Here is a 25,861-nt window from a genome sequence, read left to right on the forward strand (position 1 = left end):
AATATTTCAATCCACGCACCTATACAAGGTGCGACTGGAGGTAATGCATAATGTCAAGAAAATTTGTAAATTTCAATCCACGCACCTATACAAGGTGCGACAAAGAGTATCCTTTAGTAAGGATACTCTTTTAAAATTTCAATCCACGCACCTATACAAGGTGCGACTGCGATTTCTTCCTAAAAATTTACAAAAGTCGTATAAAAGTGCTTGTTTTAAAAGAGTAAATCAATAATAATGCTTAAATAATCGTTATTTTAATTCCATAATTTTCCATAAAGTGATTAAATAGAGGTGCGAATCCCCCGGGGTTTTCATGTGCACTTCAGGTTCGCACTAAAAATAAGCTAATTTTAATTATGCACCTCTATTATACGACAGTTTAAAATAAAGATCACTTAACTATGATAAAATTAACAAAAGAATCACTACCTAGTTAATCGTTCTTTTCTGAGATGAATTTAAAGGAGTATTTTTTCGGGTGGTAATATACTTTAGAATACTCAAAGGGCTTCCCATCTTCAAACACTGTAAAGGCTTTTAAAAATAGCAATGGTTGATTATCCTGCAATTGCAGGATTTTTTTTAGCTCTTCATTAGGAAGAATTGGTATTAATTCACCGTACCTCTTGTCAATGGTGTATCCTTTATTTTCAATATAATTGTATTTAGATTTTTTTATCACCTCAATAGAAAAATCAGGAAACAAATCAACGGGTAGAAAAGATTCCTCCAATAAAAACGGCTCATGATCTGCATAACGTAGTCGCTTCATATAGTAGACCTTTTCATTACTCGAGATATTTAAAATCTCTTGAACTTCATCTGTAGGATCCGTCAACTTAAATTCTAATACTTCATTTTTAGGGTTATTTTGCAATTTTTGCATCTCTTCAGTAAAGCCCTGTAAATGAAGAATATTATGCTCTACTTTGTTGTGGGCAACATACGTCCCGCTACCTTGTATGCTATAAAGTAATCCTTCTTCAACTAAAAGCTTTATCGCCTGCCTAACAGTTACACGACTAACTTCATAAGTCTTTGCTAACTTTGCTTCAGCTGGGATGGCGTCACCTTTAGCAAGTTTAGATCCGATAATATCTTCCTTAATTTTATTTGCTATTTGCCTATATAGTGGCAAAGAATTATTCCACATTCATTTTCCTACCTTTCATAATGCTACATTTAGTTTACCATTTGAATACGAATTCTCACAACTAAACAATATAGTTTATAAGTTGTATTTAAATTGTATTGTTTTTGTATTAGTTTAATGCTATTATGTATGCAATACATCTGAAAGGGGTTTCGCATATGAAGAAACAAAATTTAGTAATCGTCGGTGGCGGAAGTACTTATACCATTGGAATGATCATGAGTTTAATTGCAGAAAAGAAAAATTTTCCCTTAAATTCAATAACATTTTATGATAATGATGAAAAACGACAGGAAAAAGTTGCTAAAGCAACCTCCATTATTTTAGATGAATATTATCCAGAATTAGAATCTTTCCATTATACAACGGACAAAGAAACAGCTTTTACTGGAATTGATATTGCTTTTATACAAATCAGAACTGGTGGGCTTCAAATGCGGGAGATGGATGAGCAAATCCCATTAAAATATGGGGTAGTCGGACAGGAAACATGTGGTCCAGGTGGGATGGCATATGGGTTACGCTCTATTAGAGATATGATAGAGCTTGTTTACGATATTAAAAAGTACTCCAAGGATGCTTGGATTCTAAATTATACAAATCCAGCAGCCATTGTAGCAGAAGCGTTGAAAAGAGAATTCCCGCAAGTTCCTAAGCTAATAAACATTTGCGATATGCCAATTGCTATCATGCATAGCTTTGCAACGATGCTAAACAAAAACATATGGGATTTAGTACCATCTTACTTCGGTCTCAATCATTTTGGCTGGTTTACGAAAATCGAGGATAGTGAAGGGAATGATTTAACCCAAATCATCAAAGATACTATTATGGGTGAAGGATTTGTACCTACAGATCAGGAAATTGCTAATGATCAATCATGGCAGCAGACATTTGAACAAGCAAGAAAAATGCTGATTGATTTTCCGGAGTTTCTACCAAATACGTACTTGCAATACTATCTCTATCCAGACGATTTAGCTAAAAAAGAAAGCCTTACGAATACTCGTGCACGCCAAGTAATAAATGGGCGGGAAAAAAGAATAACCGAGCTTTGTAACCAAATTATTCAAGACAAATCTACTAAAAACGTTGAACTACATGTTGATATTCATGGAGTTTACATGGTCAAAGCAGCAGCTTCGTTAGTTTATAACTTAAAACAAACATATATTGTCATGGTAGAAAATAACGGAATTATTTCTAACATACCCGATGATGCTATGGTTGAAGTTCCGGCCTTGTTAACAGCTAGTGGTCCTAAGCCTTTCTCTGTTGGTAAAGTTCCAACTTTTTATAAAGGTTTAATTGAAAATCAGTTTGCTTACGAAAAGTTAGTCGCAGATGCATACTTTGAAAACAGTTATACCAAAGCTCTACAAGCATTAACCTTAAATAGAATGGTTGTTCACGTTCCTACTGCAAAAGCTATACTTGATGATTTAATTAAGGCTAATAAAGGCTATTGGCCAGAATTGCAATAAGAAAGACGGTAAGTTCTTGTAGCTTATGAATGTATAAACTAGAAATTTTTTAACGAATAAAAGTTAGGACATAAGGGGGTGGTTCTTGCTTTTGGGATAAAAATGGTCAACGTAATTGCTGTGGTAAAACGCGTTCATTTTTTTGATTAGAAACAGGTATTGTTAGTAAATTCAATTTTCTAACAATAAAATCACCAACATAAGGGAAGGGATTAAAAGTGAAAAAACTAATTATCAATGCTGATGATTTTGGATATTCACGCTCAGTCAACTATGGAATAATTGATGCGCATACAGAAGGCGTGCTAACGTCCACAACTTTAATGACAAATATGCCTGGTGCAGAACATGCTTATCAATTAGGAGAAAAACATAAAACACTAGGAATTGGCGTCCATTTGACACTTACATGTGGAAAACCAATCTTAAAGAATCACCACACATTAGTAGATGCGGATGGAAATTTTAAAAAGCTTTACCATTACCAAAAACTATTCCATATTGATACAAATGAATTATATGCAGAATGGAAAGCGCAAATTGGAGCATTTTTAGATTCCGGGCTTGCGCCTACTCACTTAGATAGTCACCATCATATTAACAACTTAGAACCTATATTGCCTGTATTCCTAGAATTAGCAAAGGAATATAAGTTACCAGTACGCCACAACTTTAAAATAAAACCCGAATTTGGAACACTAATCACAACAGATCATTTTGAATACAATCCCGAAATACTATTAGGAGATGTAAACACAATAGTAGAGGAGTATAAAGGAGCACAAACAATAGAAATCATGTGTCATCCAGCTTATTTAGATAAATCGTTAATGACAGGATCATCTTATGCGACACCACGGATTGAAGAATTAGCAATGCTTATACATCCAGATGTAAAGAAAAAATTGCAACAACACTTTCAATTAATGACGTATCGTGAGTTAGAAAAAGAGGAGGCTTAAAACGTTGAGAAAGTTTATGCAGAAGCTTGGTAAATCCATGCTTATTCCAATTGTTGCGATGCCGATAGCTGGTATTTTATTTAGACTAAGTGCAGGAGATTTATTAGATTGGAAGTTGTTTCAAGCTGCAGGGGTCATTTTTGCGAATATGGATATGCTAATTGCGATTGGTATCGCAATGGGACTAGCTAAAACAAAGGATCGTGGCATACCTGCGCTAACAGGCTTCTTAGCAATAACTGTTTTAAATGAAGGATTAACCCTAATGAATCCCGACTTAGATATGAGTGTTTTTGGAGGTGTTATAGCTGGTTTAATTGCAGCAGGCATCTATAACCGATTTAAAGATACAAAATTGCCAAGTATGTTTTCGTTTTTTGGTGGAGAAAAATTTCCAATTACAATGATTATTTTAACAATGATACCTGTCGCAGGAATTTTCTCTCTCATATGGCCCTATGCTCAACAAGGTATTGATTCATTTGCTCAAGCTCTCGTTGGTCTAGGTACAGTAGGGATATTTATTTTTGGATTTTTAAATCGCTTTCTTTTACCGTTTGGATTACATCATGTGCTGAATACGTATATTTATTTTGGTCTTGGAAGTTATGAAAATGCATCTGGGGAAGTTGTAACCGGAGAAATTACTAGATTTATGAATGGAGATCCAACTGCTGGATACTTTCTTGGCGGATTTTTTATCGTCATGATTTTTGGGGTTCCAGCAATAGCTTTAGCTATAGCGAGAGCCGCTCATAAGAAAAAGAAAGCGGAGACAAAAGCGTTAATGAGTTCTGGAGCATTGACGTCAGTTGTTGCCGGGTTGACAGAACCAATTGAATTTACCTTTATATTTACGTCACCATTATTATACTTTATTCATTCCGTATATACCGGCTTAGCAGGAGCGACTTTATATTTATTCGGCGTTAGGCACGGATTTTCGTGGGGAGGAAGCATCATTGATTATGGTCTAAATTTAAGTCTTTCTGACAGCGGTTTAATGATCATTCCTATTGGGTTAGTATTTGGATTACTCTATTATTTTACATTTTATACGATTATTGTTAAGAAAAATATAAAAGTTATCGGTAGAGAAGATGATGTGGAATTCGGTTTTCAGGCAGATGAAAAGGAGCAGTTCTTGAAGCTCTCGCACAATAAATTTGAATATATGGCAAAAAAGATATTGGAAAATATAGGGGGCAAGGAAAATGTAGTCGATTACGAAAACTGTATGACACGCCTAAGGTTGGTAGTTAAAGATGCCTCTCTTGTTGATGAAGATAAAATAAAACAGACGGGTGCACATGGCGTAGTTAAAGTCGATAATAAACATATCCAAATTATTATCGGTCCTGAGGCGGGAACAGTTTTGACTGAATTTAAAAAGCAGATAGAGAAGTAAGGTCGTATAAAAAATAAGTGTAAAATTGGGTGAGAACTATAATTTTACACTTATTTTTTGCTGTTATCTGAAAGGTATTGTAATAAAATGAGTAAAGCTTAAGAGCGCAATGAATCCGTGTAAGGATAAACGCGCATTGCATTGAGAAAGTTGGGCAATAAAGCAAGAAAGTCGCGTATTAAAATAGAAAAAACGCGTCAAGACAAGAAAATGAAAATGAATATGTACACCATAGATTGTGTATGTCGCCGTTCAATAATATGACGTTATAAATAAGAATAAAGTTAGACTTTTAGTCAACAAACAGGGATGTTAGACATATGTACTCTTCATGTCTGCTAGGGTTAACGAGTGCGTTTAGCACGGTTGTACAAGTTACGATCAGGGCGAACCGCAGGCAGAAAAATACATTTCAATCCACGCGCCTATATACAAGGTGCGACCTAACATGTCTGCGGCTGTAATCAAAAACAGAGTAATTTCAATCCACGCACCTATACAAGGTGCGACTTATGAAACCAATAAAAGTAGGCGTGGACGCTGGATTTCAATCCACGCACCTATACAAGGTGCGACTTACTTTACGCTTACAGATAAGAGTGAGTTATTCATTTCAATCCACGCACCTATACAAGGTGCGAAGATTATGGATGCAAGAAAATTTGTTAACAAAACGTATTTCAATCCACGCACCTATACAAGGTGCGACTTACGAATACAAGAGGCAGTCAGTTTGACGGAGATTTCAATCCACGCACCTATACAAGGTGCGACTATTTTATCCGCATAATCTATACGAAGTGACGGGAAAATTTCAATCCACGCACCTATACAAGGTGCGACCTAGTGCTGCCGTAACTGTCCCGACAAGCATCAAATTTCAATCCACGCACCTATACAAGGTGCGACATGTCCAAACCACAAAATGAGGAAATGAACAAACTATTTCAATCCACGCACCTATACAAGGTGCGACAAACAGAATATCAAGGAGAAAAGAAACGTCAACAATTTCAATCCACGCACCTATACAAGGTGCGACGAGTTTTATTAGATGATGTGATGAGTTGGTTTAAATTTCAATCCACGCACCTATACAAGGTGCGACGGAGTATCTCCACCTAAACTTTTGGGTTTTAAAAATTTCAATCCACGCACCTATACAAGGTGCGACCCAAATATGCAGGACTCTATGGCGTAAACACCAAATTTCAATCCACGCACCTATACAAGGTGCGACTTATTCCGTTGTTAATGTATATACCTCTTTTAGTATTTCAATCCACGCACCTATACAAGGTGCGACTGCGATTTCTTCCTAAAAATTAACAAAAACAATCAAAAACAGTCCATTTTTAGATTAGAAATCTCAAATATGATTAGTTACTCTCAACTTTATTATAAAAATCACCAAAAAAGCAAGTGATTTTTGGTGCGAATCTCCCGGGGTTTTCATGTGCACTTGGGGTTCGCACCTAATTTTTAATTTCGTTTCTTAAAAAAGTTCTCCAATAAACCATATTTTATCTAAAAATATTATATGATAGTTCAAATAATAAGTCATGCCAAGTAGTAATAGCCCTGCGCATGGAAGTTTCACTTTATAAAAAAAGCGTCATTTCATGCATGAAGATAGTACCATCTAATCTGCCACGCACTGCAAGCGAGTTTAGTGAACACAAAATTAGTTTGAACGTGTAAAAGAATGAATTGTACAATCTTTAGGCAAACATCTTCAAACAATGAAATCAAGTTACAGAAAAATAAAATATTTCTAAATATTTATTTCATCCGCCTTTTGTTTGTGATATGATGATAGTAATTGATAACCAGATGATGCAGTCATTTACTTTATCGTACCAAGGGAGAGAGGATAGATATGAAGATAAAGTTTGTTGGTGACGTAAGCGTTGTACATGATGGATTAAAAATACTTGCCACAGAATTAGGGTTTGTAATAGATGATATCAATGGTTTCCCAATTCACGTTCAACAGAGGAAAGGTTCTATTTATATTTCCAAAAACCAGTCTATCGGGCAAATCTGTTTTGAAAAGCCAATTCATTTTTTTAGAGCGTTAGGTTTGTGGCTGGAGCAATTCCAATTAAAGCATGAATTTGAATTGGAGGAGGAGCCACAATTCGATAACAGCGGAGCTATGCTAGACGCTTCACGAAATGCAGTAATGCGTGTATCAGAAATGAAAAACATGCTACGAAAAATGGCAGTAATGGGTTTAAATGTGCTGATGATTTATACAGAAGATACGTATGAAGTAGAAGAATACCCCTATTTTGGTTATATGCGTGGGAGGTATACAGAACAAGAGTTGAGAGCATGCGATCAATATGCTGCTGCCCTTGGGATAGAGATGATTCCATGTATTCAGACGCTAGCTCACTTAACAGAAGCGTTAAAGTGGAACTATGCTACAGAGATGAAAGATACAGCCGATATTTTACTTGTAGGGGAGGAGAAAACGTATGCCTTTATCGAGGCGATCATAAAGGCTGCTTCTAAGCCATTCAAATCGAATCGAATTCATATTGGAATGGATGAAGCACATCAATTAGGGCTCGGAAAATACTTAGAAAGAAATGGTTACGAACAGCGATTTGCCATTATGAATAAACATTTGCAAGCAGTCGTTGCAATAACCGAAAAACTTGGCTTAAAACCAATGCTTTGGAGTGATATGTATTTTCGACTTGGATCTAAAACTGGTGGATACTACGACCTCGAAGCCAATATACCGGATGATATAGTAGCTGCTATTCCTGATGTCCAGCTCGTTTATTGGGATTACTATCATACCGAACAAGCATTCTATCAAACGTTTATAAAAAAACATCAAGTTTTGAAACCAAATTCAGTATTTGCAGGTGGAGTTTGGACTTGGAATGGTATTGCTCCAAACTATGGCAAAGCTATACAAACGACAGAAGCAGCCTTAACAGCATGTAAAAAAGAAGGAGTAAAGGAAGTTTTTGCTACAATGTGGGGAGATAACGGGGCTGAAACGCCAATGACAACCGCATTGCCAATGCTACAACTTTTTGCAGAGCATACGTATCATCAAGTCATTCATGCTAAAACATGGCAAGTGAGATTCGCGTGCTGTGTAGGTGCTAATTATAACGATTTTATGGTTTTACATCAATTTGATGAAACGCCTGGTGTTTCGGAAAATAATTTACATGCGTCAAATCCTTCTAAATTTTTGTTGTGGCAAGATATTTTGCTCGGCTTATATGATGAAAATATTAAAGGGCTATCTTTAGGCAAACATTATGAACAAATGATCCCGCAATTAACACAAGCAAAAGAACGCAATCCAACGTTTTTTTCTCTATTTGCCTTTTATGAGCAGTTGGCGAGAGTGTTAAGTACGAAGGCAGAACTCGGGATACATATCAAACAGGCATACGACACCGTTCATAAAGAGAATATGCAAATTTATTTAAAGCAAATAAAAGTGTTACAGCAGGAACTCATTGATTTAAGAAATACACATAGAGATTTATGGTTTTCTATGAATAAGCCGTTTGGATGGGAAATCATTGAAATACGATATGGTGGAGTGATAACACGTTTGGATACAGTTCAATATCGTATCAAACAGTGGGTGGAAGGAAAAATGGTTGTAATAGAAGAGTTAGCAGAAGAGCGTCTTTATTTCGACGGGCCTTACCAAATGCCGGCAGAATCTTTAGGAAGGAACCTCTATCATAGAATTGTTAGCGCTAGTCCACTATAGAAAGATAACAGGATAGTCTCTGAAATAATAAATCGGAATATTTTATTCCTAATTAAAATTTAGTTTTGGTTAAACGGATATGTATGCTAGAATAAAAGAGAAGAAAAAATCTATTGCACAAGTGGTTTGTTAAAAAAGTACTACATCTAAGTTCGCATCATCAAGGTATACAGTTAACGTGTCTGAAAATCCGCATGCACACTAGAAAACAGCCTTTATAGTGTGGCTACATCTACAAGAAGCAAGAATGGTTTTAAATAATCAGAAGATCATTATCTAGAAACATCTCATAAACCTCTAAGAAATGAATAGCTAGTAATAATAAGAGCAGGTAATCATTCCTTTGAAGCGCAAGGTGGTGCCTCTTTTGAGAACAGCATAAGCTTGGCTGTTTGCAACTAGGGGTTTCAAGCAATGTCCGCCTCTAGTGAAAAGAGACAGGTTCAAACACGTATACAATCTCGATTAGGAAACAAAAATAATAGGCAAATAGGAGCGCCTAAATATACTATACGAGAGGGTGTCTTTAATGAAGTTAAGCCTTGCGAAAGAAGTAGGGAAATTATTGGTTATTGGTTTTCCTGGGAAGGAAGTTCCTGACTATATTAGGAGAATGATGCATCAATACCATATTGGCGGTATAATCCTTTTTAGTAGAAACATCGGTACACCGGAAGAGGTGCTTCGCCTTACGACAGATTTGCAAAAACAAGCAAAAAAAGCAGGCTATACCCATCCGTTACTTATATGTGTAGATCAAGAAAATGGGGTCGTTCGTCGTTTAGGTGAAGGAACCACCATTTTTCCGGGAGCAATGGCGTTAGGTGCCACGAATAATCCTAAGAATGCCTATCGCATCGGGCTAGCAACTGCCAAGGAACTAAAAGCACTGGGGATTAATTGGAATCTTGCACCTGTTTTGGATGTGAATAATAATCCAGATAACCCCGTTATTGGTGTCCGCTCTTTTGGAGAGTCAGCTGAAATGGTCGCAGATTTTGGTAGGCAAATGATGCAAGGAATGCAAGATGGTGGCGTGATAACGACATTAAAACATTTCCCTGGTCATGGCGATACAAATGTGGACTCCCATCTTGATTTACCCGTTATTTCTCATCGTAAGGAACGATTAAAAAGTGTTGAGCTTCTCCCATTTCAAGCAAGTATAGACGCTGGCGCTGATACGGTGATGTCCGCACATGTGTATTTTCCAGCTATTGAATCAAAGCAAGGTGTTCCAGCTACATTATCTAAAAAGGTCATTACTGAATTATTAAGAACGGAATTAGCATTTGACGGCGTTGTAACGACAGACTGTTTGGAGATGCGTGCAATTGCAAATGGAGTTGGGACAGAACAGAGTGCCGTGGAGGCTATCAAAGCTGGTGTTAATTTACTTATGATTTCTCATACAGCTAGTAAACAACAAGATGCGATTCAAAAAATCATCCAGTTAATAGAAACAAATGAGTTAGATCGAAGTTTTATTACGCAATCCATTAGACGAATAGACTCCCTAAAGGAAAGATACTTACATTGGGATGACATCCAGCTCGTGGGTAATGAGGCGATTCCGAAAGTTGTAAACTGTAAACGACATGAGGAGATAGCTTATCAAATGTATAAGGAAAGTATAACGGTTGTAAAAAATGAAAACGTTATCCCGGTTTCCTTGAAGGAAAAGGATCGTGTGCTTGTCCTTTGTCCTAACGATGGAGCGAAGGTGGAAGTGGAAGATAAACGGCATACAACACTTGCATTAGATGAAGCAGTAAAGAGCTATCATAAAAATGTTGATAAGATAGATGTCACGGAGGATTTGACAGAACTTGATATAGAAGAAATCGTTGCTAAAGCACATCATTATGACTTTATTTTTGTTGGTACGTTGACCATTACGAAAGGCAGTAAGCAGGTAACGCTAGTGGAGAAGTTAGCACAAACTCCGTTGCCATTTGTCATTATTGCGATGCGAAGCCCCTATGACTTGCGGTATATCCCGCAAGTGAAAGCATATATCAACACATATGAATTTACTTATCCTGCTTTACATGTAGCAGCAGGAGCAGTTTTGGGTAAGGAGAAAGTAAGTGGTACATCTCCTGTAACGATATAACCAAAATAAAAAAGGTAGATCGGATTGTTAAAAGTGTAGGAGAGTGAACGTGATTTTACTTTATCTTCCAGATAGGAGATGAAAGTGGGGGCACTTTATATGAAGCTCGGGTTGGAAGTGTTTTTAGAAACAGCATACAAGCAGTTTAAACATCAAAAAATTGGTCTAGTAACGAATATGACGGGGGTGAATCAACGGTTAATTCCTGCTATTGATTTATTTTACCATCACCCACATATTAAACTTACTGCACTCTATGCTCCTGAACATGGTATACGAGGGGACGCTAAAGAAGGGGAAAAGGTTACATCAACTGTTGATCCTTATACGGGGCTACCAGTGTATAGTCTTTATGGAACGACTAGAAAACCGACAAAAGAGATGCTTGAACCTGTAGATGTCATTGTTTTTGATTTACAAGATATTGGTTCGCGGTATTATACATTTATTTATACGATGGCATACGTGATGGAAGCGTGTATGGAAGAAGGGAAGCATGTTGTCGTATTGGATCGACCTAACCCAATTGGCGGTATAAAAATGGAAGGTAATGTAGTAGAAGAAGATGTTCGTTCTTTTGTTGGGCTCTTGCCCATTCCGAATAGGCATGGCATGACAGTTGGCGAACTTGCTGTTTTATTTAAACATGTATTTGGTTATTATTGTGAATTGACGGTGATTCATATGGTTGGCTGGAGGAGAACGATGTATTTTGATCAGACTGGTCTATTCTGGGTGCCACCTTCTCCCAACACGCCGACGCTTGAGATGAGCATGCTGTATCCGGGGACTTGTCTCGTTGAAGGGACGAATGTATCAGAAGGTAGAGGTACAACGAAACCATTTGAAGTTATTGGTGCTCCTTTTATAGATGGACAAATATTAGCTAGCGCCTTTAATCAAAGAAACATCCCTGGCGTGCTAGCTAGACCGACATCGTTTACACCTTTTTATCAAAAATATAAGAATCAATTATGTGGAGGCGTTCAACTTCATATAGAAGATCGTCATCTGTTAAACTCTGTAGTAACAGGTATCCTATTACTTGAAACTGTCGCTTCTCTTTACCCAGATGCATTTTCATTTATAACGAATGAAAACAATAAATACTTTTTCGATTTATTAGCCGGAACCAAATCGCTCAGACAATTTATTTTAGAAGAAAAGACAAATGTGTTTGTAAATGCTTGTGAAGAAGCATTGGAATCTTTTCGACAAGTAAGAGAACCGTATCTTTTATACCAATAAGTGGTATCAAGCTTGCATACACCAAATTTGCTTTCTATTATAATGTAGTCTCTGTTTATAGAACGTATGTTAGAAAAACCTTGGTTTATCGACGTCGTTTAGCTTGGACGGTAAAACTTCTATAGTGAAAAAAGAAATAAAATACAAAGTGAGTTGATGGTATGACAAATGGTGGTTTAATTATACTAACGGAGATGTTGGAGAAATTACCTCCTTCTGAAAAAAAGATTGCAGCTTATATTTTAGATCATCCGCATGAATCGATTTCGCTAACTGCAAATGAATTAGGAAAGCGGAGTTCTACGAGTGGGGCAGCAGTCATACGTTTATGCAAATCGCTTCATTTGAAAGGATTTCAGGATTTGAAATTAAGAATTGCTGGTGATTTACAAAAGCCGGATGATCATGTAGGCTACCAAGATATCCAACCGAATGAATCAACAAGTTCTATTATTAAAAAAATGACCGATAACTCCATTCAAACGATTAGGGAAACAGCTGATTTATTGAATACAGAGGAGCTCAAAAAGGCAGTCGATGCATTGAGAGAAGCTAGGCAGATCCATTTTATCGGGGTAGGTGCTTCCAGTATTGCTGCAGAAGATGCCCAGCATAAATTTTTACGCATTGATAAAACAGTATATGCTTTTAAAGATATGCATATGGCTGCAACGCTCGTGGCAAATACTTCAGCGGACGATGTGGTGGTAGGTATTTCTTTTTCAGGGGAAACGCAAGAGATCACGAAAATATTACAATTAGCAAACGAAAATCAAGCTACGACGATTAGTTTAACCAAGTATGGAAGTTCGAATGTAGGCGATCAAGCGAAGATCAATTTATATACGTCAGCGACAAATGAACCGACATTTCGAAGCGGAGCTACATCTTCTAGGGTTGCCCAATTGCAAGTTATTGATATACTCTTTATGTGTGTTGCTTCGTTACAATATGAGGATAGTGTCAAGCATTTAGGGGCAACGAGGGATGCGGTTGATTTCCTTAAATGGCAATGGTGAAAATATAAATTTGAATGGTAGATGGAGGGTTAGCTCATGAAGGGTTAATCCTTTCATTTTACTACAGGAAAGGGATGTACAGCTAGTCTTTTAAAAAGTGGATCCTGTCGTTGGGGCTGTTTTCACCGTCTTAAAGTAAAAAATGTCGCCATTGATGCGGTTGCATTTGTAGAGAATTACCATTAATCGAGAAAGAAGCTGATGAGATGAAAACAGTAGCTTGGGACGAAGTGTATGTTGAAAGGTTGGTAAATCTGTGGAATCGGGAGTTAGGGCTTGCATTCCCGATGCGTGATTCCCTTTTTAAACAAAATAGCGTTCTAGATAAAAATGTGTGTCGTGATAGTTCATTGATTGTTTTAAATAATGACAATGATGTTATCGGTTTCCTTATTGTGAAAGTGTGGCAGGAAAAGCTCCCCGTACAAATATCTAAAACAACAGGTTGGATTCAAGTGCTTCTCGTAGATCATCGATATAGAAATAAAGGGATTGGGACAAAGTTGCTAGCACATGGAGAAGGAGTTTTACGCCAGCAAGGGAAACAACAAATTTTGCTAGGGCGTGACCCTTGGCATTATTTTCCGGGTATTCCAATCCATAATGAACAAACAAAACGGTGGTTTTTGGCAAGAGGGTATGAAGCATATGGGACGGAGCATGATCTATTAAAAACGTACAATCAGACCACTGCAGTTACAAAGCCTAACTTTCCAGAGATTGATTTTTCTGTACTTCATAGAGAGGAAAAGGAGGAATTTTTAGCTTTTTTACATCGTTGTTTTCCAGGCAGATGGGAATATGAAGCAATAAAGTATTTTGCACTTGGCGGAGCAGGTCGTGAATTTGTCGTCATGAGAAAACGTGGACGACTCATTGGATTTTGTCGAATTAACGATGCCAATTCACCCATTATTGCGCAAAACGTCTATTGGGCTCCGTTATTTGAAGCGGCACTTGGTGGCGTAGGGCCATTAGGTATCGATGTTTTAGAACGTGGGCAAGGCTATGGTTTGGCAGTAGTGGAAGCGGGAATTGCTGAACTGCGAAAACGGGGCATACAAAAGATTGTTATTGATTGGACGGGACTAGTCAATTTTTATAAAAAGCTAGGTTATGAGGTTTGGAAAAGCTATACCTCATTTAAAAAGTCATTGGAATCAGGAAGCGATTCATCAGATAAATAGTTTTAGATGTTCTGCAAAAAGAAATGGACGTAAAGCATATATTTGGTGCTGTTATACAAGTTTCGGAATCATTTAATTAGAGCGCATTTAGTGAAGGTATAATGGTTGTTTTTAGGTAATGTTTGTCATCACGTAGGTCTGTTTCTACCTAAATAACAAATGACGAAAGTATGGAGTGCTCTCGTCATTTGTTATTACGCCCTATAAGAACGTATAGATTTTTTGAGGAATACCGTATAAGCAATGAACGTTTCATCCCCATAAAGGCGTAATGATAAGCCAAGTTCTTTTAATATAGAAAGTGGTTAAAATGCGCCTGATCCTCCGCCACTTCCGCCAGCTCCAGTACCGCTTCCTGCACCGATGGAAGCACTCGTGGTGTCTGCAGTTACAGTTGCCTGTGCGTTGTGAAATTGTGTGTTAATAGCAGTGGTAGCGAGTATAAGCATCATGACATCCGTATAATCATCCGAGCTGCCTTCACCTGATGTGGAATGATGCAATAGCTGCTTGTTAGAAGTCGTCCACTTAGTATGGATTGGTGTGCGGTTAACTCCTACCCCATAAATCAAACCACGTTTCTGCTCATCGTCAGTAAGATGCTCTACAAAAGTACTTTCAGGCTGTATGTTTTTTTCTTCAAATTCTTTCCACTGTTTATAAATTCGTGCTCCCTTTAACGTTCGTGGTCGATAAAGGATAGCAAATAAAGCAAGAAAAACAAATAGGAAGCCCGTCATCGCTGTACTAGCGTATAGTTCGTGAATGGCAAAGACGATAATGAATGGTGCGATCAGAAAGCTTAATACACCTGCCGTTATACGAGTGCCCGTTTTTTTATCAACGAGATGATGCTCTTTGATTTCCTTCTTTACAGTATAATAATAGCGGTAAAGTTCTTTTTGATATATGTCTTGATTTGCTGTATTTTCCGTAAATGCCTTTACATCGTTTGTGCAAAATACCCCATTATTTCCAACTGTATAAAACAACAAGTCAATCAGTATTTTCTCATGCTCATGATCTGTTTGTTCATGGATCACAGTAAACTTGTGCAAATCATCGTTATCTCGTTGAATGAATCCTTTTCGTTCTAAATCAAGTAAAGCAGCAGTCATTACTGTAGAACCGACTTTGCCATGCTTCATATAAGCGACCGTTGCTGGTAAACTCATTTCTTGTTTCGGTAAAAAGTGTACAGATTCTGACAAACGCGCTAATTCTAATTCTCGTACTTGCTTTTTCCTCCAGGCAACAAACAATAGGAACAAGCTAAGAAAGCTAAAAATACTTATCGCATAAGGTGATATTTCTTTTAACGTTGATTTTCTGTTTAGAAATGCTTGTTCTTTATCGAGCAATGCTTGTTTCGTTGCAAGCAATTCCTCGCGTATAGGCTTTTCTTCCGTAAGGGGAACCTTTGGAAAAAGAGACCGATCATAACCAACAGTAATAGCTCCATTTTCATAAGAATCCACATACCCCATGGCAAAATGAATCGTACCATCCTCTTTTTGTTTTTCTGTTTTAAAAGCTTCATCTTCACCGTAGGCAACGCTATTTTCTGTTTTTTGCGGTGGGTGGATAAATGCATCGAACTGCTCATAATCGGTTTCACTTTCACTATCAAAAAATGACCAAGAAAATACAACCAGATCAGAATAAGCTTGTAAGCCATTTTTAATGATATAGGACAGTTGAATCGTAACGGTTTCGTTCTTACCACTTCGATAAATCTTATAAACATTCTCTTCTTGCTTTACCTTTAAATCTTCTCCAGCTTCTGTTGCAGTTACGTTATGAATAGATGCATTCTCTGAAGGAATTAGGGTGCGAGTCATGCCATTAAATTCGCCGTCAAACTGATATGTATGCTGCTCGTTTACATGAACTTCCCCATCTTTCTGTAAATAGGCATCCACGTTGCTTTGATTAATGGAAAAATCAACAGCAAAAACGGTGTTGGGAATCAAACATAAGAATAGGATAATACCAAATACTAGGCCGAGTTTTTTTTGCATCGTTTTTCCTCCTTCTGTTTCAGTACGATTCATTGCTGTAAAAAGTTTCAAACGAGTGAAGGAAACATGGGAAAAGCGAACTCACTACATAGGTTTCAAAAAATAGTGTTCTATGAAACAACAAAACAACATAGCCATGTATAGACTGTTTTTTACTTAAGTAGTAGGAAGTATCATTATTTCAATGATTTAACAATAATTTAGTCAACCTACTTAGGAAAAAGCAGTACAGACTTCATAAAGAAAGGAAAATAGTATACCACATTACATGTATCCATGGTTCCTATTTATTTTTAAGGAGTGAGTAAATGAGTCAACACAAAAAACTATTTCTTGCAGGTCCATTTAAAAGTCTTGTAAACCGAAAAACGGGAGTAATGGATCATTATGAAAAGCAAAAGCTAATGCAGCTTATCTCTTATTTTGAGGATAAAGGCTTTGCTGTTCATAATGCGCACAAACGTGAGGGGTGGGGAAAAGATTTTATGACGCCTCATGAATGTACAGCAATTGATTTTGCAGAAATAAGCGCTTGTGATCTATTTGTCGCCTTTCCTGGATCTCCACCTTCTCCAGGTACCCATATTGAAATTGGCTGGGCATCCGCATTACAAAAACCAATTATTTTGTTATTAGAAGAAGGTAAAGACTATGCGTTTTTAATTCAAGGTTTAGAATCTATGGCTCCTGTTACTTATATGTATTATCAAGAAGAAGCAGACTATTTAACCAAACTAGAAGAAATGAACTTATAATTTAACTGGAGGATGACATACATGCGATTTAACAACTTCCATGAGGCGTATATTGAAACGCTTGACACGGTATATAATGAGCCACAGTTTTATAATGCGCCGCGTGGAAATAAAAGCCGTGAGAAACTAAGTTATCACTTGACTATTGAAAATCCGATAGAAAGAATCTGCTACTTGTCTAGCAGAAAAACAAATATAGTATTTAATTTTGCTGAAGCTTTATGGTACGCATCAGGTGATAACAGCTTGGCGTTTATCGGTTATTATAACAAGAAAATGCGTGCGTATTCTATGAATGGAAAATCATTGACAGGAACAGCATATGGTCCAAAAATTTTTGAGTTTGGCAATGCGAAAATAAATCAATGGAACCAAATTAAAGATTTATTAATGAATAACGACCCTGATTCCAAACGAGCATTTATTCAGATATTTGATGCAACAGAACTAGTAATAGCCAATAATTTGGACATCTCTTGTACTTTAGGATTGCAGTTTTTCGTAAGAGAGGGCAAATTGTATATGGCTTCGTTTATGCGCGCAAATGATGCATTTCGCGGCATGGTTAGTGATGTTTTTTCCTTTACTTGGATGCAAGAATTAATGGCAAGAGAACTTGATTTAGAAATAGGAGAATTCTTTCATCATGTTGGATCTATTCATATTTATCAGCCAGATGATTATTGGACGGAGAGGGTGCTTGCTGAAGCGAGTTCTGTATCCAAGCATAAAAAGGCGATGTTTGAATTTCCGCGTATGCCAAGCGGTAATAACTGGCCTTTCATAGAAATGGTGTTAAAATATGAAGCCTTGTTAAGAAATGACCAAATAAGCATGACTGCCATTGAAATTGAACAGCTTGATTTACCAGAATATTGGAAGCAAGTTGTGTTACTTTTTAGTTTGTATCAATATATAGCTTATCAAAGGCCAATGGATGATTCCCTTTATCATCAGTTGTGGCCAGTATACCAGCATTTAGTAGTTAACAAATGGCCTATACTACAAAGCAAGTAAATTAAATAGATAGCGAGGTAGCGTATGAAAACGTCATTTAAGAAAAGTGATATCGCGAATAAGTTTGAAGCTTATAATGACATATTGGAACAAATATTAGGTTTTCGGTTTGTTTTTGAAATATTACAATTAAATCCCAAGGTAGCAAGTGTACTTGATTATGGTTGCGGTCCGGGAAAGGTGTCGTATCGATTAGCGGAAAAAATGGGAGTAAATGTTTACGCTGTAGATGAGTCCAAAGAGATGATGAACATTGCATCGGAAAAACGGAGCCATCCAAATATAAAATATCATTTAATAAATAATGATCATCTTTCTTTTCTGCAAGATAATTCAGTAGATGCAGCTATGGCATGTTATGTATTTATTAATACGGAGAAAAAAGAACAAATTTTAACAATTATGAAGGAGGTTTATCGCGTTTTAACTCCTCAAGCTTCTTTTGTTATCTTAGATACGAACCCGGATTCTACGGGGGTTGAGTTTTCTACGTTTCAAAATGGAAGGAAGGGAAAAACATATAGGAGCGGTGAAGCGCGGCAAGAATGGTTACATTTAGACCAGCAAGATGATCTGGTATTGCATGATTTTCACTGGCCGAAGTCTGTCTATGAGGAGCTTTTAACAGAAGCCGGTTTTCAAGAAATAGAAGTTATAGAGCCAACGTTAAAAGATATTCCTGAAGCAGAATTAAAAATGATCCAAGAAAAGCATCCTTTTCACCATTTTAAACAAGAATGGAAATATCCTCCGTTTGTTATATATAAATCGATGAAACCAGCGAAATAGTAGTGAAATTATGTCGCTTTTCTATTAGAATGGGTAATAACTAAGTTCTATTACCGATTCTAAGGAGAGGAAATAATGGCGATAGTTGATGAGTTTAATAGATTTTTGTTTGATTTGGATGGGGTTGTTTATATTGGGGATGAACCTCTTTACGGGGCAGTGGAATCAATTCACCGACTTCGGCAGGCGAATAAGGAGATTCGGTTTTTAACGAATGATCCATGTACAACAAGAGAAAAAACGGTGGAGAAATTATCGCGTCTTGGCATAGAAGTAACTAAAGAGGAAGTGATTACCTCCTCTTGGTTAACCGCACAATATTTACAAAGGGAAAGCATTCATACTGCATTTATTTTAGGCGATGAACATTTAAAATGGGAATGCAAGCAAGTTGGCATGGATATAGAAGCAGAAACAGATGTAGACGCTGTCGTTGTCGGATGGAGCAATGACCTCTCTTTTTATGATCTTCAACATGCTGCAGCATGTATTCATCAAGGAGCAAAATTTGTGGCAACGAACCCAGATAAAACATTCCCTACACCAAATGGACCTTTGCCAGCCGTTGGAGCAATTGTAGAAGCGCTTTATGCATCAACAGATCAAAGACCAGTTATTGTCGGGAAACCTTACCCGTATATGTTTGAAAAAGCGCTTGAGAATGTGGAAGCTACTGCAAAAGCAGTGATGATCGGTGATAATCCATCTACAGATATATTGGGTGCACATCAAGCCGGAATACCAGCTGTTTTAGTATCTGAAAAGCAGGTGAAGGCATTTCCATCAGCAAGGGACTTTCGTAATCCAGATGTTACGGTACCGAACTTAAAAGCGCTTTTTGACCAAAGTATCGTCATGAAAAACTGGACGCAGCCAGCTTTTGCATGGCCTGAAGCAATTAAAGCTGGCGTAGCAGGAATCATATTTGATCGTGATCAGCGTGTGTTATTAATGAAACGAGCAGATAATGGATTATGGGGGATACCGTCTGGACATGTTGAGCCGGGAGAAACAGTGGAGGAAGCGATTATTAGAGAGATTCGTGAAGAAACAGGCTTGGATGTCAAAGTAAACCGATTAATAGGCGTTTACTCTGATCCAGAGTCGCAAGTTTTTTCTTATCCGAATGGAAACGTAAGTCATTTCGTAACCAATTGTTTTGCATGTGAAGTAATTGGGGGAAATGTCGTTGGGAAAAATGATGAAACATTAGATGTGCGTTACTTTGATATAAACCAGCTACCAGATGACCTCCTTCCTATGCATCCAAAGTGGCTCAAAGATGCGATCGTAAAGCAAAATGTTTCTTATATTCGGTAGTTTTAGCTCATAAGTGCGTTTTCTAAACCAGCTTTTCCAAAAAAGAAACAGAATGTCGTTATATGGAAAGAATCAACAGACGAAGTGCCCCTTTTTAGGAGAGATGCTTCGTCTGTTTTGTGGAACGAAGTAATAATATTCGTTGTAAGAGTCTTGAAGCAATTTTGCATAGTGCTTGTTAGAAAATCTATTTTATAGAAGAGTAATATACGAAAATGACAGTAGGGGCAAAATGATGACGTCATTCAGTGGGAGATAGAATTAATTTCCTGCTGAATGACGTTTTACTTTATTACATAATCATTTTGTTGTTTATGATTTTCTCCTTCTTGCCTTTATACAGCAAATCGTCGCAAAGCATACAATGAAAAGACTTGTAATCACGGGCCTTTTTTTTAATCGGTTATTATCTGTGTAAAAGGCATCTTTTATAACCAAATTCAAGTTTTGCGGACGTTCTGCTAGGCGGCGCATAAAATACCCAAACCAGTCATCACCAAATGGAATGTAAGTACAAAAATGATAGCCTTCTTTAGCGAGTTTAGACTGTAAATCGTTTCGAAATCCATAAAGCATTTGAAACTCAAAATGGTCTTGATCCAAATTATTCTCTTTAACAAAATTTTTTAATTCATCAATAATGTGATGATCATGTGTAGCGAATGAGGTAAACGCCCCATCTAAAAGTCTTTTTTTGCAAAGTCGCAAAAAGTTATCGTCTATTTCTTGTTGGTTTTGAAAAGCTACTTTTGCATCTTCCTTGTAAGCGCCTTTTACCAAACGTATACGTACATCTTTAAGGTCCATTAAATCATCTTCTGACCGATATAAATAAGCTTGGATAACCGTACCTACATTTGTATAATTTTTACGTAGATATTTCAGAATCGTTAATGTCTGCTCATAATGGGCGTAATCTTCCATATCAATATTGACAAAAATGTTATATTTTTTTGCGAGATCAAGAATTTCTATCATATTTGAAATACAGTAGTCTTGGTCAATATCTAACCCAAGTTGTGTTAATTTAACGGATAAATGGCAATCCATGTTTTCTTGTTCAATGGCTTCCAGCAATGATAAAATTTTCTCCTTTGCTTTGTTAGCTTCTGTCTTATCTAATACAAATTCCCCTAAATTATCTAGTGTACAACTTATTCCAGTTGTATTCAGCTGTTTAACCGCTTTTGAAACATTTTGTATAGTAGTTCCGGCTATAAATTTATCTGCTCCAAGGAAAAAGCCCCACTTTTTCGCTTGCTTATTTAAGAATACGTTATTAGAGAGATGGATGAAAAAATTTCGCACCATGTTTACCATGTTTAAACCCCTTTACAATAAAATTAGATAGCTTTTCCCTTGAGATTATATTTACGTTTGTCTGTTCGGCTATATATAGAAAATAGATAACCAACGACTCCTCCAATAAATGCTGGTAGTATCCAGCCTCCTCCGTTTGAAAATAAAGGAAGGAATGAAAAAAAATCATTTAAAATATGTTCCGTGACAAGTCCCGTTTGTTTAATGGCATCCATGATAGCAATGCTACCTGCGCCTATCATTGAACCAATATATACAGGTTGATATCCTTTAAACCAGTTATTCATTAGCGCTAATATAATAAGTGTTATGGCCATAGGGTATAGAAAGAATAGTACAGGCGTTGCCATGTTTAAGATTTGGTTTAATCCAAAATTTGTAACTATTAAACCCAAGCAAGCATGCATGCATATCCAATTCTTATAACGGATCTTTGGGCATACGCGTTCAAAAAATTCAGCAGCGGCCGATAAGCATGCGATATTTGTCGTTAACCCAGTCAGAATAACGATTGTCCCAATCATCAATAGACCAGTGTTACCAAGTAAGTATCGGGAAGCTTCAGCAAGAACGACTCCACCATTATCTAAGATTCCAATTGCTTCAATACTTGTCGCTCCAAGCCATGCAAGTGAAATATGTAAAAGGGATAAGCCAACAACAGTAATGAAACCAGACTTAATAAAGATACGTGCAGTTTGTTTTGGATTTACTACACCTAAACCCTTTAGCGTTTTCATGAAAACGCCTCCAAAAACAAACGCTGCTAGCACGTCCATTGTAAGATAACCTTCTGTAAATCCTTTAAGAAATGCACCCTCTATATAGACCTGTTGTGGTTGTTGTATTACTCCCATTGGTGTAATAATCGATTTTATTACAATAATAAGAAGTAGAATGGAGAATATAGGAGTAATGACTTTTCCTAGTCGGTCAACAAACTTATTAGGATTAAGAGAGAGAATAGCTGTTATTGTTATAAATAGAAATGAAAATCCAAATAAAATAACGTTTGCTTCCATATTAACCATTGATAAATTAGGACGTATAGAAATCTCGTATACTACGGATGTGGTACGCGGTATAACATAAAATGGTCCCAAGGTTAAAAATAATAAAATACAAAAGTAGAAGCTGAACCTCGGGTGGACTCGTTCAGCTAGAGTTTCCACTCTTCCACCAGCCATTGCTAGCGCAATAATCGCTAAGAGAACAAGTCCTACTCCTGTTATTAAAAATCCAAACATGGGAACCCATGCATTACTGCCAGCTTGTTGCCCAACTATAGGGGAAAAAATAATATTTCCCGCACCAAGAAACATTGCAAACAGCATAAAGCTAACTGCTAATAATTGAAGCGCTGTCAATTTTGTGTTCATATTAAACTCCTTTTTGTATAACTATACCGAAAATCCGTGCTTAAAGGGGTCATCTTGGTCAATTACAAATTGATGGAATCCTGTTATCCATGCAGAACCAGATACCTGTGGAATAATAGCATTAAAATGACCGACTTTTGTTTGTTTTATAACGCTCGCAGAAAAGGAAGTACCAATTATACTTTCGTGTTTCATTTGCTCGCCAACTGGGAAATCAAGTAAAGCAAGTTTTGCCGAGGTGCCAGTTCCGCAAGGTGAACGGTCGATTTGACCATTTCCGAATACAACGACATTGCGATAATAATTGTCCTCAACTTTTTCACTGAATTCTACTAAATCTACTGTATTTATATGCGGATAATCTGGGTGTGAAATCGTTATCTGTTTATTAACCGCATCTTTTATTTTCATCCCTAAATCAATAAATTTTTCTGCATTATTTAGCGATATGTTTAAAGAAAGTTGGGTAGTATCTAATATGGCAAAAAAATTACCACCGTAGGAAATATCCAGCTTCAATTCTAGGTTTTCCTCTATTTTCACAGTAAGGTTTCGTTTGTACACAAAAGCAGGGGCGTTTTGAAATGAGACTCGTTTTACTTTTTCGTTTTCAAATGTTACATGGCATGAAATAATACCAGCAGGTGTATCAAGAAGAACTTTTTCTTTTTTTTCAATCATACCAAGTGAAATTCCCGCAGTAACTACAGCGATAGTACCGTGACCACACATATTCAAGTAGCCTTTCGTATTAGCGAAAACAACACCGAGATCACAATTCTTATTACAGGGTTCGGTAATAAATGCGCCAAACATATTGGAGTGTCCTCTTGGCTCATTCATTAAAACTGCTCTTAAATGGTCAAATTTCTCTTCTAGCTCTTGTTTCTTCTCCCACATCGTATTTGTTTCTAATTTAGGTATCCCTTTTAAAATAATTCTAGTAGGCTCACCCACTGTATGTGTATCGACTGCTTGTATGAGGCTTGAGATATTAATCAACAGGTCATCTTCCTTTCCAATAATATAAAGCTTTCGACGTTTATATAGCAAAAAATATGCCAATTTTTATGGGTACCACTAGTCTAACCCAGCTTTAAACGGCGTGATTTCATAATCATGAAACCTGAGTAATAAACTGCTTCCGTAATTGGGAGATGGGTACTGAACAAGAGGTGAGAGAGGACTTTGCAAGAATTTTTTAGAACATGCTAGTGACCTAAAAAATAGAGGGGATAAATAAAAGTTAACTATTTGATATACACCTTGATAAGGTGTTGCATTTTGTTTTGTGTATACTTTATTTACAAAAATGTAAGAAAAGTATACAATTGTTTACAGTTATCTGATAAAGGGGTAGGGTGAAATGAATAAGAATTACATATTAAATACAATTCTTGCAACAGAAGATGATGCTATAGTAGTTATTGCACCTGATTGTAAAGTTTTATTTTGGAATGATGCTGCAGTTCAAACGTATACGATTCACCAAGATGAAATCATTGGCAAGCCAATAACAGATTTTTTTAAAGACGAAGATTTATTGCTTTTATATGTTTTAAAAACGAAACAACCTGTTAAAAATGCGTATCATCGTCCTAGAGAGGATAAGCATGTTGTAATAAATTCCGCTCCGATTTACAACGATAACAACGAATTGATTGGTGTAGTGTCCATTGATCGTGATGTTTCTAACATTGTAAGATTAAATGAAAATTTGTTATCAACTTCTACAGAGTTAAACGAACTTAAGAGAAAAATATATATGAATAAAGAAGAAACCCCTTTTTCAAAAATGAAAGGGAGAAGTCCAGCTTTACAAAAAACCATACGTATTGCTAGAAAAGTCGCTAGTACAGATGCCACAACGCTTATCCTTGGGGAAAGTGGAACAGGAAAAGAAATATGTGCGCAAGCTATTCACGATGCAAGCGCTCGAAGGGATGGACCTTTTATACCTGTAAATTGTGGGGCTATTCCAGAAGCGCTGTTTGAAAGTGAGTTATTTGGATATGAAAGAGGGACATTCACAGGGGCGGAAAAACAAGGGAGAGCAGGAAAAATAGAAATGGCTGATGGAGGTACTTTATTTCTGGATGAAATTGGTGAGCTTCCTAAAAAAATGCAAGTGAAGCTTCTTCGAGTATTGCAAGAAAACCGGGTTTTTAGAATTGGTGATTCAAAGGGAAGAAGGTTAAATGTGCGGTTCATTGCAGCAACAAATCAAGATCTTGAGAAACTTATGAATGAAAATAAGTTCCGTTCGGATCTATATTATCGACTCGATGTTATTCAAGTGAAAATGCCATCATTGAGAGAGAGAACGGAGGATATCCCAGAGCTTGCTAACTATTTTTTGAAACAATTTGCAGCCCAATACCAAATGCCTGTCCCTTTATTAAAAGAAGAAGTTATAACGCAACTTGTAGCTTACAAATGGCCAGGAAATATACGAGAACTTCGTAATCTTATGGAGAGAATTACGGTATTGGCTGAAAATGGATATATCAACTGGGAAGAGCTGACGCAACATTTTAATTTGCTGAGAAAAAAAGTGGAACAGAAAAGAATAACTGATATGTCTTTATTGCAGGAAAAGGAAGAACTAGAAAAAGAAAGGATTATACAGTTGCTAGAAAAATATAATGGCAATAAATCAGTTGCTGCTAAAAAACTAGGTATCTCACGTGTGACTTTATATAAAAAAATACAGCAATTTAAAATTAATACTCGTTAAGGGCAGTATGGTCTCTTTTGATACGTATATTTTGGAAAGGTAGGAAGGCCATTGAAGTTCTTGTTTAATTTGCTTGATAAGCAAGTTATTATTTTTTATCTGCTGGCAAGTATAGAATCTTTAGATTATAGTATATGAAAGACCACAGTACCCTTATAAATTCAGATGAAAAACAAGTTTTCGACC

The 25,861-nt window shown here is 36.7% G+C and carries 18 protein-coding genes and 1 CRISPR repeat array; of the genes, 13 read left to right on the forward strand and 5 right to left on the reverse strand.

Annotation, left to right across the window (positions count from 1 at the left end; all coding sequences use genetic code 11):
* Positions 1-436: 436 nt before the first annotated feature.
* The gene (locus BUB45_RS06800) at positions 437-1,156 is read right to left on the reverse strand and encodes a GntR family transcriptional regulator (RefSeq protein ID WP_073006609.1); all 720 of its coding nucleotides are present in this window, start codon (positions 1,154-1,156) and stop codon (positions 437-439) included.
* Between the two features lie 158 nt (positions 1,157-1,314).
* Here BUB45_RS06800 and BUB45_RS06805 point away from each other — a divergent pair, with 158 nt between their 5' ends.
* The 8 genes from BUB45_RS06805 to BUB45_RS06840 all read left to right on the forward strand — a co-directional run bounded on the left by BUB45_RS06805 (position 1,315) and on the right by BUB45_RS06840 (position 14,337).
* Complete coding sequence (locus BUB45_RS06805) at positions 1,315-2,640, forward strand: 6-phospho-alpha-glucosidase (RefSeq protein WP_073006611.1); 1,326 nt, start codon at positions 1,315-1,317, stop codon at positions 2,638-2,640.
* A gap of 218 nt (positions 2,641-2,858) precedes the next feature.
* The gene (chbG, locus tag BUB45_RS06810; RefSeq protein ID WP_073006613.1) at positions 2,859-3,602 is read left to right on the forward strand and encodes a chitin disaccharide deacetylase; all 744 of its coding nucleotides are present in this window, start codon (positions 2,859-2,861) and stop codon (positions 3,600-3,602) included.
* Between the two features lie 16 nt (positions 3,603-3,618).
* Positions 3,619-5,010, forward strand: a complete 1,392-nt coding sequence (locus BUB45_RS06815; protein ID WP_425303959.1) for a PTS transporter subunit EIIC — start codon at positions 3,619-3,621, stop codon at positions 5,008-5,010.
* A 476-nt stretch (positions 5,011-5,486) separates the two neighbouring features.
* A CRISPR array of direct repeats spans positions 5,487-6,316; the repeat unit is 34 nt; unit sequence AAATTTCAATCCACGCACCTATACAAGGTGCGAC.
* A gap of 573 nt (positions 6,317-6,889) precedes the next feature.
* Complete coding sequence (locus BUB45_RS06820; protein WP_073006624.1) at positions 6,890-8,767, forward strand: beta-N-acetylhexosaminidase; 1,878 nt, start codon at positions 6,890-6,892, stop codon at positions 8,765-8,767.
* A gap of 529 nt (positions 8,768-9,296) precedes the next feature.
* Positions 9,297-10,883 carry a beta-N-acetylhexosaminidase gene (gene nagZ / locus BUB45_RS06825; RefSeq protein WP_073006626.1) on the forward strand — a complete coding sequence of 529 codons (1,587 nt, stop codon included), beginning with the start codon at positions 9,297-9,299 and terminating at the stop codon, positions 10,881-10,883.
* A 99-nt stretch (positions 10,884-10,982) separates the two neighbouring features.
* A complete protein-coding gene (locus BUB45_RS06830) occupies positions 10,983-12,131 on the forward strand; it encodes an exo-beta-N-acetylmuramidase NamZ family protein (RefSeq protein ID WP_073006627.1) in 1,149 nt (382 codons plus the stop codon).
* Between the two features lie 161 nt (positions 12,132-12,292).
* A complete protein-coding gene (locus tag BUB45_RS06835) occupies positions 12,293-13,150 on the forward strand; it encodes a MurR/RpiR family transcriptional regulator (RefSeq protein WP_073006629.1) in 858 nt (285 codons plus the stop codon).
* 206 nt (positions 13,151-13,356) lie between these two features.
* A complete protein-coding gene (locus BUB45_RS06840) occupies positions 13,357-14,337 on the forward strand; it encodes a GNAT family N-acetyltransferase (RefSeq protein ID WP_073006630.1) in 981 nt (326 codons plus the stop codon).
* Between the two features lie 305 nt (positions 14,338-14,642).
* On the opposite strand, the gene BUB45_RS06845 is transcribed toward BUB45_RS06840, so the two are convergent.
* On the reverse strand, positions 14,643-16,358 hold the full coding sequence (locus BUB45_RS06845) for a DUF2207 domain-containing protein (RefSeq protein WP_073006632.1): 1,716 nt from the start codon (positions 16,356-16,358) through the stop codon (positions 14,643-14,645).
* Positions 16,359-16,666: 308 nt separating this feature from the next.
* Between BUB45_RS06845 and BUB45_RS06850 the strand changes: the two genes are divergently transcribed.
* From BUB45_RS06850 to BUB45_RS06865, 4 genes are all read left to right on the forward strand, one after another.
* Positions 16,667-17,113: a nucleoside 2-deoxyribosyltransferase gene (locus tag BUB45_RS06850; protein ID WP_073006633.1), complete on the forward strand. Its 447-nt coding sequence runs from the start codon at positions 16,667-16,669 to the stop codon at positions 17,111-17,113.
* Positions 17,114-17,134: 21 nt separating this feature from the next.
* Positions 17,135-18,130 carry a thymidylate synthase gene (locus BUB45_RS06855; protein ID WP_073006635.1) on the forward strand — a complete coding sequence of 332 codons (996 nt, stop codon included), beginning with the start codon at positions 17,135-17,137 and terminating at the stop codon, positions 18,128-18,130.
* 24 nt (positions 18,131-18,154) lie between these two features.
* Positions 18,155-18,919 (forward strand): class I SAM-dependent methyltransferase, encoded by a 765-nt coding sequence (locus BUB45_RS06860; RefSeq protein ID WP_073006637.1) that lies wholly within the window; start codon positions 18,155-18,157, stop codon positions 18,917-18,919.
* Positions 18,920-18,994: 75 nt separating this feature from the next.
* Entirely contained in the window at positions 18,995-20,239 is a 1,245-nt protein-coding gene (locus BUB45_RS06865; RefSeq protein WP_073006639.1) for an HAD-IIA family hydrolase, read from the forward strand.
* A 312-nt stretch (positions 20,240-20,551) separates the two neighbouring features.
* Here BUB45_RS06865 and BUB45_RS06870 read toward each other — a convergent pair whose 3' ends face one another.
* From BUB45_RS06870 to BUB45_RS06880, 3 genes are read right to left on the reverse strand one after another with little or no spacing between them, the layout of a single operon-like run.
* Positions 20,552-21,559 (reverse strand): proline dehydrogenase family protein, encoded by a 1,008-nt coding sequence (locus tag BUB45_RS06870; protein WP_073006640.1) that lies wholly within the window; start codon positions 21,557-21,559, stop codon positions 20,552-20,554.
* A 23-nt stretch (positions 21,560-21,582) separates the two neighbouring features.
* Positions 21,583-22,938 carry a branched-chain amino acid transport system II carrier protein gene (brnQ, locus tag BUB45_RS06875; RefSeq protein ID WP_073006642.1) on the reverse strand — a complete coding sequence of 452 codons (1,356 nt, stop codon included), beginning with the start codon at positions 22,936-22,938 and terminating at the stop codon, positions 21,583-21,585.
* Positions 22,939-22,959: 21 nt separating this feature from the next.
* Positions 22,960-23,940, reverse strand: a complete 981-nt coding sequence (locus BUB45_RS06880) for a proline racemase family protein (protein WP_084723563.1) — start codon at positions 23,938-23,940, stop codon at positions 22,960-22,962.
* 364 nt (positions 23,941-24,304) lie between these two features.
* Here BUB45_RS06880 and BUB45_RS06885 point away from each other — a divergent pair, with 364 nt between their 5' ends.
* Positions 24,305-25,675, forward strand: coding sequence for a sigma-54 interaction domain-containing protein (locus tag BUB45_RS06885; RefSeq protein ID WP_073006644.1), 1,371 nt, complete (start codon positions 24,305-24,307; stop codon positions 25,673-25,675).
* Positions 25,676-25,861 lie beyond the last annotated feature (186 nt).

This window comes from Virgibacillus chiguensis (genome assembly GCF_900129865.1).
In the GTDB taxonomy this organism is placed as follows: Bacteria; Bacillota; Bacilli; order Bacillales; family Amphibacillaceae; genus Virgibacillus; species Virgibacillus chiguensis.

Bases quoted from the DNA above. Each gene is read 5' to 3' on its own strand.
- BUB45_RS06800 (WP_073006609.1), bottom strand. From the start codon at position 1,156: ATGTGGAATAATTCTTTGCCACTATATAGGCAAATAGCAAATAAAATT.
- BUB45_RS06805 (WP_073006611.1), top strand. From the start codon at position 1,315: ATGAAGAAACAAAATTTAGTAATCGTCGGTGGCGGAAGTACTTATACC.
- BUB45_RS06815 (WP_425303959.1), top strand. From the start codon at position 3,619: ATGCAGAAGCTTGGTAAATCCATGCTTATTCCAATTGTTGCGATGCCG.
- BUB45_RS06820 (WP_073006624.1), top strand. From the start codon at position 6,890: ATGAAGATAAAGTTTGTTGGTGACGTAAGCGTTGTACATGATGGATTA.
- nagZ (WP_073006626.1), top strand. From the start codon at position 9,297: ATGAAGTTAAGCCTTGCGAAAGAAGTAGGGAAATTATTGGTTATTGGT.
- BUB45_RS06830 (WP_073006627.1), top strand. From the start codon at position 10,983: ATGAAGCTCGGGTTGGAAGTGTTTTTAGAAACAGCATACAAGCAGTTT.
- BUB45_RS06835 (WP_073006629.1), top strand. From the start codon at position 12,293: ATGACAAATGGTGGTTTAATTATACTAACGGAGATGTTGGAGAAATTA.
- BUB45_RS06840 (WP_073006630.1), top strand. From the start codon at position 13,357: ATGAAAACAGTAGCTTGGGACGAAGTGTATGTTGAAAGGTTGGTAAAT.
- BUB45_RS06845 (WP_073006632.1), bottom strand. From the start codon at position 16,358: ATGCAAAAAAAACTCGGCCTAGTATTTGGTATTATCCTATTCTTATGT.
- BUB45_RS06850 (WP_073006633.1), top strand. From the start codon at position 16,667: ATGAGTCAACACAAAAAACTATTTCTTGCAGGTCCATTTAAAAGTCTT.
- BUB45_RS06855 (WP_073006635.1), top strand. From the start codon at position 17,135: ATGCGATTTAACAACTTCCATGAGGCGTATATTGAAACGCTTGACACG.
- BUB45_RS06860 (WP_073006637.1), top strand. From the start codon at position 18,155: ATGAAAACGTCATTTAAGAAAAGTGATATCGCGAATAAGTTTGAAGCT.
- BUB45_RS06865 (WP_073006639.1), top strand. From the start codon at position 18,995: ATGGCGATAGTTGATGAGTTTAATAGATTTTTGTTTGATTTGGATGGG.
- BUB45_RS06870 (WP_073006640.1), bottom strand. From the start codon at position 21,559: ATGGTAAACATGGTGCGAAATTTTTTCATCCATCTCTCTAATAACGTA.
- brnQ (WP_073006642.1), bottom strand. From the start codon at position 22,938: ATGAACACAAAATTGACAGCGCTTCAATTATTAGCAGTTAGCTTTATG.
- BUB45_RS06885 (WP_073006644.1), top strand. From the start codon at position 24,305: ATGAATAAGAATTACATATTAAATACAATTCTTGCAACAGAAGATGAT.